This is a genomic window from Enterococcus sp. AZ084 (assembly GCF_051714905.1).
In the GTDB taxonomy this organism is placed as follows: domain Bacteria; phylum Bacillota; class Bacilli; order Lactobacillales; family Enterococcaceae; genus Enterococcus_B; species Enterococcus_B pernyi.
Window position 1 is genome coordinate 955781 of sequence record NZ_JBIOSS010000001.1, and the last position, 12718, is coordinate 968498.

Genomic DNA, 12718 nt, shown 5'->3' on the forward strand with positions numbered 1-12718 from the left:
ATATCAGAACTTAATGATAGATTTCTTATTTCGACGTTGCTACTATTCAAGATAACTTAAGTTGTAATGAGAAAAATTAAAAAGATATCTTTTTAAATTTTTGGTAAAGGAGTGTCATTCAGGGCAAAGCATATTTATTCGTGTTGATTCAATCTGTGGGGGAGAACAAAAATACATGAATCTGCTTTAGGGGGAAAGGGAATGAAAAAGGATTACAAAAAAAGTATGGATCAAAAGGCACGTGCCAAACGGCGATCAAAAAAAACAATATTGATAGGTACGTCGATAGCAGCAGGGGTGATGTTAGGGGTTACTCCGATTTCAATTGCGACACCTTTATTTACCCTTGGCACACATCAAGCATATGCGGATGTGGTCAGTGGACAAATATTCAATACTTTGACTACAGCTAATACAAGTGGCACAACAGCTTCAGCTCCTTATCAACTTAGTGGGGCGACTAGAAATGTCGACTTTACGATTTCAGGAGAAAATGGAATCAATGTTAATTTATTGAATGGTACGAGACGAGCAGTCTTAGTGATCCCAGAAGAAATGCAGGGACTTGTTTCCCCAGCAGGCCCTGGGACTTTTCAAACAGATATATTACTTCCACAAGATGAATTAGCTCCACTGCTGAATGCAGTAAATAGTGCGGTCACTCCTTTAGTCACAGCGATTGATACCTTGTTGGGGGCAAATCCATTAGCAAGTGTGAATCTTGCTGAAGTTTACGAGCAGTTGAACTTATTACAAAATCTAAGTACGTTGACTTCTGCTGAAGTGCAAATTCCACTGCAAGTACAAGGGGACGAATATATCTATGGTGAACTGGATGGGGCCCTTGAAACAGTTGTCAGAGAGGGTTTAACAGAAATATTAACTGATTTGAACAATGCCGTTCAGGCGTTACAAGCAACTGGAAATGGGGTTTTAGGAAATGCGGCAGCTGGGATTGTTAATACTGCATTAGCTGCGACTGTAAAACCAGCATTTAACTTAGCATTTGCTACTGCAACAGGACTATTAGGTCCAACTTCTTCTTTGGTTGGTGTTGTAGCAGATGCGAGTGTGCTAGGAGGAACAGAAATCACAATCCCGACAACGATCCAAGATCCTAATTATGCTGATTTAGCAAATGCAGGGATCGATTTATCAACTCCTTATGAAGCAGGCTTTGTAGGAACTGTTGTGAAAGCAGATGTGTTGAACCTTAATGTGGGTTCCACTACTGACGGCTATTCACCGATTTTTTATCAAGCAGCCGAAGTAACTGCGCCTTATAATGTTGAAGTTACAGGAAATTCAACAGAAGGATATGAAGTCACTGGGTTGGCCGATCCAAATGCTACAGTGCGGATCTATGACGATGCCAACAATTTGATCGCGGAAGGTCAAGCCGATGGGACAGGAGCATTTACGATACCGATTTCTCAAGATGATGTTGCGCCACTTGATGATATCCAATTAATTGCCTACGATCAAAACGACAATCCAAGTTTACCAACAGCGGCAATTATTCCGGATGATGAAGAGGCTGATGCCGACGCGGATGCTGACGCCGACGCGGATGCCGATGCCGACGCGGATGCCGATGCTGACGCGGATGCCGATGCTGATGCTGACGCTGATGCTGATGCCGACGCGGATGCTGATGCAGATGCAGATGCCGACGCTGACGCTGACGCGGATGCCGATGCCGACGCGGATGCAGATGCCGACGCCGACGCGGATGCTGACGCCGACGCCGATGCTGATGCGGATGCTGATGCAGATGCAGATGCAGATGCTGACGCCGATGCCGACGCGGATGCTGATGCCGACGCGGATGCTGACGCTGATGCCGATGCCGACGCCGATGCTGACGCTGACGCCGATGCGGATGCCGATGCGGATGCGGATGCCGACGCTGACGCCGATGCCGATGCCGATGCCGACGCTGACGCGGATGCTGATGCTGACGCGGATGCTGACGCCGACGCGGATGCTGATGCCGACGCCGATGCTGACGCGGACGCCGACGCAGATGCTGATGCCGATGCTGATGCCGACGCTGATGCCGATGCTGACGCGGATGCTGATGCCGACGCCGATGCTGACGCTGATGCGGATGCTGACGCCGATGCAGATGCTGACGCTGATGCCGACGCTGATGCTGATGCCGATGCCGATGCCGATGCAGATGCAGATGCAGATGCAGATGCGGATGCGGATGCTGACGCTGATGCCGACGCGGACGCTGATGCCGACGCTGATGCCGACGCCGACGCCGATGCTGACGCTGATGCCGACGCAGATGCGGATGCTGATGCTGACGCGGATGCGGATGCTGATGCCGACGCCGATGCTGATGCCGACGCTGACGCTGATGCCGACGCTGATGCCGACGCTGATGCTGATGGTCGTCTAGGTGGGATTGGAAGCAACGGGGGTGGAGCAGGAAATAATCCAGATGGAGATCCAGTTGGCTTGTTTCTAAGTACTCGTGGAACAAGCAACCAATCTGGTTGGACTTCTGCTAGAAACGGAGTGAATCCTAGTGGTCACCACTCAGCGACACCGAAAATGTATCCTAAAACAGCTGAGCATTCATCTGTTGCCACTTCTTGGTTAGGTGCGATCACAGCACTACTTTCGGGAATTGGTATCTGGAAATCTAAAAAAAATAAAGAAGATTAATGAACAGGAATTAGAAAATTAGCTATGACAATCGGAAAATTGTCTGCTTGTCATAGCTATTTCTGATAGAGGTGATATGATGCTAGTGCAGACGCGTAATAAACTCTCGATACTTAAAGATATCTTGGATACTACAGGAATGGAAACAGAGAGAAAAACAGCTATCATTACTACTGGTGAAAACAAAGAACGTGGAAAAACGATGGAGTTTTATGGGAAAAACATCTCTCAACTTTGGAATAATATCGTAACTGCTTATCAAACGAATCAATGGGACAAAAACTCTTATTTAAGAGTGGATCTTGTAACCGAAGAAGAAAAAATAGACTTCGACTTGTTGAACCAAAAATTAAAAAAAATCAAGCGCAATAATTATATAGATTTTAATGTACGATTTGATGGAATAAGGAAACGATCTTTTTTAAAAGAAGAATTAGTAGGAAATGCCATTATCAAACCGGCTAAAACACATATTGTTGGCAAAAATCATCCGAATCTACAAATTGACCCACAGAATTTTCGAGGATATGTGAAACGTAAATATAATCGAGAAGAGGCGGGTTTAAGTTACTTAGCGCGCTCAAACGTTTATCTTTTTAAGACAACAGCTTATTATATTGAAAACAATCAAGTAATCAAGCTTGAAGATTACGGAAATGGAAATCAGGTGAGAAGGATCACTGAAGAGTCTTTAAATGAAGTGACTGATTCCGTCATAAGAGAAGGAAGTAAGTATCTAAAAGGACAGCTAACTGACACTGGACAGTTTATCTACGGTTATTATCCTTGTTATGATCAATTAATCAAGGGCTATAATTCAGTCAGACATTTCTCTTCATTATATGCGTTAATTGAAGCTGCTGAGTATTTCTCAGACCATGAACTGTTGCTACAGGCAGAAAAAGGTCTTGCTTGGGGTATCGAAAACTTAACAACGAATGAACAGGGATACTTTTTGGTCAAAGACTTTTTCAATAAAGAGATTGAATACAAATTAGGTGCCCAAGCAACTGCAATTTTAGCAATCGCAAAATATGTCCAAGTATCCGAGGACGTTTTTTATAAAAAATACTTGAAACAACTTGTTGATACGATTTCTAGGAAATTTCTCTCAATAGACAACCAAACAATCCATGTCCTGGATAAACAATTGACGGTCAAAGAGCATTTTCGAATCATTTATTATGATGGGGAAGCCTTGTTTTCTTTGTTAAGAGCGTATGAGATTCTTAATGATCCTAAGATTTTTAGTACGTGTGAAATCTTGATGGAACATTTTGTCACGGAAGATTATCAAAAATATCACGATCATTGGTTGAGTTATGCGACAAACGAGATGCTAAAATATAAACAAAAAATTGACTATTATCGTTTTGGAATCAAAAATGCTCTTGAAAATATCAACTTTATTGAGCAGAGAGACACTGCCTATCCGACAATGCTTGAATTACTTGTGGCAGCGTCCAAAATGATGAGGAAACTGGAACATAGTGAACTAAAAAATGAACTTTTCAATACGCAAAATGATTTCATTGAAGTAAAGGAAAGAATCGATACAGTGATGAAGAAGCGTGTTTCTCATGAAATCAAAACAGGAGTCATGTTTCCAGAATATGCGCTTTTCTTTAAAAAACCAGTTCGTATCAGCTATGGTTTTTTTGCAAGGCATGATCGTTTTCGTATGCGGATCGATGATGCAGAACATTTTTTGTCAGGATTGATCAATTATCAAAGCCACTATAAAAAGGAGTGAATAAGATGGTTGCATTTATTCGTTTTGCAGCATTGGCATTGATCGGGATTTCCTATTTAGGTTATCGTATAAAAAAGAAAAAACATCACCAAACAGAATCGCTAGAGACGGATCTGAGCCAATACGAGAAAAATGAAGAAGGACTTTACCCTTGGGAAGTTGATGCCGATGACTCGCCTAAGCGAATTGATCAAAAAGCAAGAAGATATGTCAATCAAGCAAGACCTAAGCGTGGAAAATGGTAAATAAAGTAGGTGGAAAGATGAATACGATCAAGCAATTACTTAGTGATATCGAAGGTTCATATTTTAAAAAGTATGCTAGTTTGGATCAGGAGATCAATCAACTTGAGTACTTTTCTGGACATCTTAAACGTACGAAAGATTATTCTAAAACATTATTTGTCTGTATAACAAATGAACGGCGTCAATATATCAATCAAATGCGTCCAGTCAAATGGGCGGATGGAAATGAACAAATCAAAGGCAAGGAAAATCAATTTGCTTTGATTGTCACAGAACATCCAATCGAAGACCCGCGTGTGACGACACCGCAATTCATTGTCCAAGATAGCTGGCGTTTCTTATTGGAATTTGCCAATCAAATGCGGCAATCGTTCAAAAAACCGGTGATTGCGATTACTGGTTCTGCTGGAAAAACATCTACACGTATGATGATCACCCATGCATTCAAAGAAGAAAAAGTTCTAGAAAATCGTGGAAATCATAATGTGAGATTTGCGATTCCTCTTTATTTAAGTCAGTTAGTAGGGGATTTTGACTTATTGAACCTTGAAGTATCTCTCAATGCGTTGAATACGTATGATACGGGTTCAATGTCTAGTCTAATACAACCCGATATAGCCATCGTGACTTCGATAGGTGAAGCACATCTTAGTTCCTTAAAAACAACTAAGAATGTCGCTTACTACAAATCAAAAATCTTTGACGGTTTAAAACAGAATGGTACAGCAATCATCAACACCGACATGGGTGCTGAAGAGTTAGCTATACTTATTCAAGCAGCCGAAAAGAAAACAACTGAAATTTTTACTTATTCGCTATATGATACAAGTAGAGATGTCTATGTCTTGTCCATTGAACAGAAAAAAGAGTTTTGTGAAGTAGGTATCCATTTTTTTGAACAAGAGTTCAAGATCCGTCTCAGTGTTCCATCTTCTGGGATGATTTCCAATGCTTTGGCAACGCTGATAGCCATTTGGAAAATCAAAGGAGATGTTTCAGCTTATCTTACCACCTTCGAGACATTCAAGCCATTACCTAAAATTTTAGAAAAACATGTTTATCCAAATGAACCTTCTTTCACTTTTATTGATGATACACACAATGCGTCATTACCCTCTATGAAAAATGCAATCGACTACTTTAAAGCAGTACGCCCATTTTATAATGGAAAATCGATATTGGTTCTAGGTCAAATCGCGGATTTAGGAAATGCTTCTGCAAATGTCCATCAGCAGGTGATGGAGGCATTAACAGACGTACCAGCAGATCATATTTATGGCTATGGGGGACATTTCAGAGAATTATTCAATGAACAAAGTAAAAATGACCAGAAATACGAATGGTTTGAAACGTTACCCGAATTAACACAAAATATCGAACAGCATTTGACGAATGATAGTATCATTTTGGCAAAGGGGTCAGTCACAGGTAGCGATTTCCATGAGATCGATAGATATATTCGTCAGTTTTCTTTGAAAGAAATGGTGTGAGCTCTCGCATAAGGGGAGCTGCTAGAACGTTTTAACAACATTTACTTGAACAATCACTTATAACAAATAAAAAAAGACGGAGAGAACGGAGAAGTTGTTTCATTTCCTGATTTCTCCGCTTTTTTTTGCTGGAAATGCTTAATAGGAAGGCATAAACAAAGTTAAAAAAACTAGTTTTTTTGATTTATTGAACAAAAAATCATAAAAATCCAATAAAACGTATAAAAAGAATCGCTTTCTTTCTTTTCTGTTTATGCGCCCTATGGTATGATAATTAAGAATTTTACAAAAAATACATATGAATCACGAAGAAAAACACTATTTTTTAAAGTTTTATTAGGATTAAGTAGTTGGATTGCTGAATGATTGGGTGTATGAGAGAATAATCAAGAATATGTATGATAGAGGTGTAGTATGAAGCGGTGGCAAAAAGTGATATTGACTTTGTTGGGAATAATCGTACTTCTCATCGGCGGAGTTTCAGCTTATGGAATCAAGTTTATGGGAGAGGCGAGCCAAACAGTCAATCGGATTTCAAAACAATCTGATCGTGTATCAGCAAAACGTGACGATCGAGTAAGTATTGATGATCAAGAACCCTTTTCAGTATTATTATTAGGATTAGATACAGGAGGCCTTGGGCGAACAGAACAAGGGAGATCCGATACGATGATGGTCGTGACCGTCAATCCACAACAGAAGAAATCAACGATCATTAGCTTGGATCGAGATATCTATACGAATATCGTCGGTTATGGGACGGTCGATAAGTTGAACCATGCCTATGCATTTGGTGGCGTAGAGATGGCAATGGATTCGATCGAACAATTACTTGATATCCCTATTGACCACTATGTCACAATCAATTTGGATGGTATGAAGGACTTGATCGATGCAGTAGGTGGGATTGAGATCGACAATAAAATCGACTTTACTCTAGATGGTGTCCATGTTCCAGAAGGAAAACAAACAGTTGATGGTGAAACAGGGTTGGCATATGCAAGAATGCGGCATGAAGATCCTGAAGGTGATATCGGCCGACAAGCACGTCAACGAGAAGTTGTGACGAAAATCGTCAATAAAGTAGTCAGTCTTGATGGCGTTAGCAATTATCGAAAACTTTTAGATGCGGCAGGTAACAATGTGACAACTGATTTGGATTGGGACGATATGCTAGATATCGCAACGAATTATACCTCCGCTTTCCAAACAATCAAGCAAGATCAGCTAAAAGGAAAAGACACAACGATCAATGATGTGTACTACCAAATACTAGGTCAAAATGACTTATTATCGATCCAAAATCAATTGAAAAAACAATTAGAGATCAAGCCAAGTGATACGTTGCCTAACTTAAAAAATGATAATGCCTATATGATGTTTTATGATGACTCAGAAAATGGTGAAGGAGATACCGCTGCTAATACCACAACCGGTGAGACATCTGAGTATTCACAAGATACGTACAATCAATATGGCACCGATGGGTACGGTCAGCAGTCGGTCTATTCAGAAGACACCTCTCAATACTACGACCCAAATCAGTATAACCAGCAACAATATTATGACCCATATAGCGGTCAACAAAATGATCAAAGCACAGAGACTTGGACAGGCAATGGCTATTAACAAAGCTTTGTTCTTATGATTCAAACAATAAATAAAACGAGTAGATATCGAAATTTAAGGATACATCCTTAAATTTCGATATTTTTTTTGGTTTTTTTAGTTATGTTATTTTTATTTTGTTTTAAGTGTTTTTCTTATAACGGAAAATAATTTAAAATGATAGATAGATTTTATTTGATTACAGAAATGTCTTGAAAATGTTTGTTTATTAGATTTTTTTATGTTGATTTATTCAAAACCGAGTAGTTTTATATATTTTTATTTTTATACTCGAAATAAAAAAACACTAATTCTTATTTAAAAATGTTATATTTTTGATTTTTATTTGTTATGATATCGTTGTGCAAGAGGAAAATACATAGCACGAGATAAAATTGTTGATGGGGGATATACATACTAATGAAAAGAAATGTTCGTCTAAAGAAATTATTGGCTGGCGCTGCATTATGCAGTCTGCTAGTAGCACCTTTGTTTTTGAATGAACAACAAAGTACAGCAACAGAACAAACAATCAAAACAACGCCTGATTTTGGTGTCGGTCAAGGTATTGAATGGCCAGAACAAGTCGTTGCACCATTTGTTGATATGACAGCTTATACATCAGGTACAGAGTTGTCGAATAATGGCGCGTTGAATCTAGCGGCAATTGCAAAGGAAACTGGGCAAAAATTCTTTAATTTAGGATTCATGCAAGCGAAAGGAATCAAAGATGGTAAGATCGATTGGGCATGGGGCGGATTTGCCGGATTGAGTGAGAATGACAGTGATCAATGGCAATATGAAGGTATCAAAAAAACGATCCGTGAATTAAGAGCGGTTGGTGGAGATGCTGCTGTTTCATTTGGTGGACTGAACACAGGTGCTTTCTGGGAAGTCAGCCATGATGAAGATATGCTTTATGATGCTTATATGGAAGTGGTTCAAGGATATGGCTTTACTCGTGTAGATTTTGACGTGGAAGCAGGGGCGATGGGCTATGCAGAAAACTTACTCAATGCGAAAGCAGTCAAACGACTACAAGATACTACAGGAGTACAAGTAACGTTGACATTACCAGTTATGCCGACTGGTTTGATTTCGACTGGACTATCCGTATTGCAAGCTTATTTAGAAGCAGGTGTCGATTTGACCAATGTCAATATTATGACGATGTGTTATGGTCCAAGCGTCATTGATTATGCACAAGGATCATTAGATGCAGTCGACAATACAATGGTCCAATTGAAGAATCATTATCGCCAATATGCTGGTATCACTTTGACTGATGAAGAAGCGTATGCAAAATTAGGTACAACTCCTTCGATTGGTTTTGAGAACGAACAACATCCGTACTTCACGACAGAAATGTTCAATCAAGTTGTCGAACATGCAAGAGAACGTAAAATTGGTATGGTTTCTTATTGGTCGATGAACCGTGATGCAAAAACAGATGGTGGACAAGGACAAATAAAGAACCAATTTGAATTCTTAAAAGTGAGTGAAGCATTTGCTGAAGGTAATGAGGGCGGCGGAAGCGAAACTCCGGAAGATAAAGAAAAACCATCTGTTCCGACAAATCTTTCTGTTGGGGACATTACAAAAAATAGTGCGCATATCAACTGGACGGCGGCGACTGACAATGACCGTGTGGCAAAATATAACGTGAGATTAGTAGGGAATGGACAAACGATCAATGTTACCACTACTTCTCTTTCATACGCGTTTGCAAACTTAAAAGCCGATACAGGATATACTGTAGAAATTAATGCAGAAGATCGTTCTGGAAATATTTCGGATACGGCAAAAGTTGCATTCACAACTTTAGCGGATGTAGTAGATCCAGAGGAGCCGGGAGAACCTGGCGAACCAGGAGAGGCACCTGCATGGGAGGCGACAAAGGTTTATTTAGGTGGAGAAGTTGTATCTTATAAAGGTGCTTTATACCGCGCTAAGCATTGGACGCAAAACAATGTACCGAGCGAGTCAGGCCAATATGGTCCTTGGGAATTGATTTCAGGAACACCAGAAGGTGGCGATGAGATCGCCGCGTGGGAAGCGAATAAAGTTTATGTACAAGGAAATCGAGTGACGTATAATGGGATCGTTTATGAAGCGCAATATTGGACACAAAACAACAAGCCAAGCGAAGCTGGATTGTACGGTCCTTGGAAACAGGTTGGATAAAACATTCGAATAATAGAATCGTATAAAAAAGCTACGTGAGCGATCACGTAGCTTTTTTAAATCATTGTTGTGTGATTCATTCTAATACGTTGTTATTAGTTAAAACCTATCGATTAATTCAAAATAAAAATCGCGTAATTCAAGATAGATGCAAAAAATACCCATAAATAGTAAGGGATCGTCAACCACATTGCTGTGCGATTGTGCAGCCATAAATGATAGACTAAAGCTGTTAGAAAAATCATTAATAAAGTGATATCGATAGCAGAAATCATAGTATTTTGCACATTGAAAAATAAAGCTGACCATAGAAGATTGAAGATGAATTGAATTGTAAAGAGCCACAATAGTCTAGTGCGGTGTTTTTGATTTTGTGTATTTAAAATGAAGTACAAAGAAATGCCTATTAAAATATAGAGGATCGTCCACATAGGACCGAAAATCCAACTAGGTGGTGCAAAAGCTGGGAGTTGTAACGAGTAATAATATTTTCCTGGATTGCCGCTAAGAATGCCAGATAAAAATCCCAAAGCAACGATTCCGATAATGCAAACCCACAAACGATAATCTTTTAATCGATTGATAGTGTATACCATAACAAAAACTCCTTTCTTTAGACAGTTTAACATAATTATTTATAACAGCACCTATTTATGACTTGCGATTTGTTGAGTTATTTAAAAAAATGTTAATATAGCGTACATATTGACCGAAATAAATTAGTGACGAGGTGATTAAATCGGTGATAAAAGCTTTTTTAGGTTGATTTTTAAACGTTGTTGCAATACCGATCATTTTTGTTTTTACTTTTTTATTTAACTATAAAACGGAGATAAAACGATTAAATAACCTTAATTTCTTTTTTGTTTTTGTTATATTATTTTGAGTTATCTGATATTATAAAATTTGTAATCGATTACGAACAAGGGAAATGAATTAGTTGAATGGGGAGAGTTTGAAAAAATGAAGAAAAAAAGTATAAAAAGATTATTAGCTGGAGCAGCTTTGTGTAGCTTATTAGTTGCACCGTTGTTTTTAAATGAAGAGCAAGGAGCGGCAACAGAGCAAACAGTTCGCGCAACACCTGATTTTGGTGTAGGTCAAGGAATCGAGTGGCCAGAACAAGTCGTAGCGCCATTCGTAGATATCACGGCGTATACTTCAGATGAAGTGCTGTCAAATAAAGGTGCCTTGAATATGGCAGCAATTGCTAGAGAAACAGGTCAGCGTTTCTTTAATCTAGGGTTTATGCAAGCTAGAGGGATCAAAAATGGGAAACTTGATTGGGCTTGGGGAAGCTTCAATGGATTGAGTGAAAGTGATAGTGACCAATGGCAATATGAAGGAATCAAGCAATCGATCCGTGAGTTAAGAGAAGTAGGCGGAGATGCAGCTGTGTCATTTGGCGGATTAAATTCTGGTGCCTTCTGGGAAGTAACGCAAGATGAAGATATGCTTTATGATGCTTACATGGAAGTTATCCAAGGTTATGGTTTTACACGTATTGACTTTGACGTAGAAGCTGCTGCTATGGGGTACCACGAAAATTTAGCAAATGCGAAAGCAGTAAAACGATTACAAGATGCAACTGGGGTTGATGTGACGTTGACATTACCAGTTATGCCTACAGGATTGATCTCAACAGGATTATCTGTCTTGCAAGCTTATTTAGAAGCGGGTGTTGACTTAACTAACGTGAATATCATGACGATGTGTTATGGATCAAGTGTTACAGACTATGCACAAGGTTCGTTAGATGCGGTAGACAATACAATGGTCCAATTGAAAAATCACTACAAACAATACGCTGGTAAAACATTAACGGATGAGCAAGCTTATGCAAAATTAGGTACGACTCCTTCTGTAGGATTTGAAAATGAACAACATCCTTACTTTACAACAGATATGTTCAACTTAGTTGTACAACATGCCAAAGAACGCAAAATCGGTATGGTCTCATACTGGTCAATGAATCGTGATGCCAAAGTAGATGGCGGACAAGGGCAAGTGAAAAATCAATATGAATTCTTAACTGTGGGTCAAAGATTTACAGATGGTTCTGAGATGCCTGAAGATACACAAAATCCATCAACACCGACAAATGTAGGTTCAGATTTCATTACGACACAGCGTGCGCGTATCAATTGGACGGCATCAACGGATAATGACCGCATTGCTCGTTATAACCTTAAATTAACTGGTGCAGGCGAAACAGTATCAGCGACAACAATGGCTGTTTCTCATACCTTTGAAAACTTGAAGAGTAATACGACTTACACAGTTGAAGTGATTGCAGAAGACCGTTCTGGAAATGTTTCGGATGCAGCAACTTATACTTTTACTACGCTTGAAGAATCAGAATCTACTCTACCCGCTTGGGACCCTGCAACAGTTTACTTAGGTGGAGAGCGTGTTACATATGAAGGGCTGATCTATGAAGCGAGACATTGGACACAAAATGATATTCCGAGTGAATCTGGTCCTTATGGTCCATGGAGACTTGTGACTAAATAATCCGGCGATTTCTTATTACTCCATAGATAAAATGATAAATCGTAAAAATTATTAATAACTTGTATTGTAAAATGATATTTAAGTTATTATTTATATAGATGTGTAAAAGAAGAGAGTCTTAAATAAGCTCTCTTCTTTTTGTTGAAAAAACAATATGTATATTGAAATATTAAGAAAATATTAAGTGTACAATAGAAACATTTAGGTGGTTAACTATCCTTATTGCTAGTTAAAACCTATTAAAT

The 12718-nt window shown here is 39.2% G+C and carries 8 protein-coding genes; 7 read left to right on the top strand and 1 reads right to left on the bottom strand.

Going from position 1 to position 12718, the window contains the following annotated elements:
* Window positions 1–201: 201 nt before the first annotated feature.
* The 6 genes from IGI79_RS04505 (at window position 202) to IGI79_RS04530 (ending at window position 9959) form a co-directional block, all read left to right on the top strand.
* Window positions 202–2679 carry an adhesive domain-containing protein gene (locus IGI79_RS04505; protein WP_438845726.1) on the top strand — a complete coding sequence of 826 codons (2478 nt, stop codon included), beginning with the start codon at window positions 202–204 and terminating at the stop codon, window positions 2677–2679.
* A 79-nt stretch (window positions 2680–2758) separates the two neighbouring features.
* Entirely contained in the window at window positions 2759–4432 is a 1674-nt protein-coding gene (locus IGI79_RS04510; protein ID WP_108146500.1) for a hypothetical protein, read from the top strand.
* A gap of 5 nt (window positions 4433–4437) precedes the next feature.
* Entirely contained in the window at window positions 4438–4677 is a 240-nt protein-coding gene (locus IGI79_RS04515; protein ID WP_010735905.1) for a hypothetical protein, read from the top strand.
* A 17-nt stretch (window positions 4678–4694) separates the two neighbouring features.
* Window positions 4695–6167, top strand: coding sequence for a Mur ligase family protein (locus tag IGI79_RS04520; protein WP_195273388.1), 1473 nt, complete (start codon window positions 4695–4697; stop codon window positions 6165–6167).
* A 414-nt stretch (window positions 6168–6581) separates the two neighbouring features.
* The gene (locus tag IGI79_RS04525) at window positions 6582–7796 is read left to right on the top strand and encodes an LCP family glycopolymer transferase (RefSeq protein WP_195273389.1); all 1215 of its coding nucleotides are present in this window, start codon (window positions 6582–6584) and stop codon (window positions 7794–7796) included.
* A 399-nt stretch (window positions 7797–8195) separates the two neighbouring features.
* On the top strand, window positions 8196–9959 hold the full coding sequence (locus IGI79_RS04530; RefSeq protein ID WP_195273390.1) for a carbohydrate-binding protein: 1764 nt from the start codon (window positions 8196–8198) through the stop codon (window positions 9957–9959).
* Between the two features lie 113 nt (window positions 9960–10072).
* Here the strand turns inward: IGI79_RS04530 and IGI79_RS04535 are convergent, their stop codons facing one another.
* Window positions 10073–10555 (bottom strand): TspO/MBR family protein, encoded by a 483-nt coding sequence (locus IGI79_RS04535; protein ID WP_019722752.1) that lies wholly within the window; start codon window positions 10553–10555, stop codon window positions 10073–10075.
* 367 nt (window positions 10556–10922) lie between these two features.
* Between IGI79_RS04535 and IGI79_RS04540 the strand changes: the two genes are divergently transcribed.
* A complete protein-coding gene (locus tag IGI79_RS04540; RefSeq protein WP_195273391.1) occupies window positions 10923–12473 on the top strand; it encodes a fibronectin type III domain-containing protein in 1551 nt (516 codons plus the stop codon).
* Window positions 12474–12718: the final 245 nt, after the last annotated feature.

Coding starts and splice junctions, on each gene's coding strand:
- IGI79_RS04505 (WP_438845726.1), top strand. CDS start 202: ATGAAAAAGGATTACAAAAAAAGTATGGATCAAAAGGCACGTGCCAAA.
- IGI79_RS04510 (WP_108146500.1), top strand. CDS start 2,759: ATGCTAGTGCAGACGCGTAATAAACTCTCGATACTTAAAGATATCTTG.
- IGI79_RS04515 (WP_010735905.1), top strand. CDS start 4,438: ATGGTTGCATTTATTCGTTTTGCAGCATTGGCATTGATCGGGATTTCC.
- IGI79_RS04520 (WP_195273388.1), top strand. CDS start 4,695: ATGAATACGATCAAGCAATTACTTAGTGATATCGAAGGTTCATATTTT.
- IGI79_RS04525 (WP_195273389.1), top strand. CDS start 6,582: ATGAAGCGGTGGCAAAAAGTGATATTGACTTTGTTGGGAATAATCGTA.
- IGI79_RS04530 (WP_195273390.1), top strand. CDS start 8,196: ATGAAAAGAAATGTTCGTCTAAAGAAATTATTGGCTGGCGCTGCATTA.
- IGI79_RS04535 (WP_019722752.1), bottom strand. CDS start 10,555: ATGGTATACACTATCAATCGATTAAAAGATTATCGTTTGTGGGTTTGC.
- IGI79_RS04540 (WP_195273391.1), top strand. CDS start 10,923: ATGAAGAAAAAAAGTATAAAAAGATTATTAGCTGGAGCAGCTTTGTGT.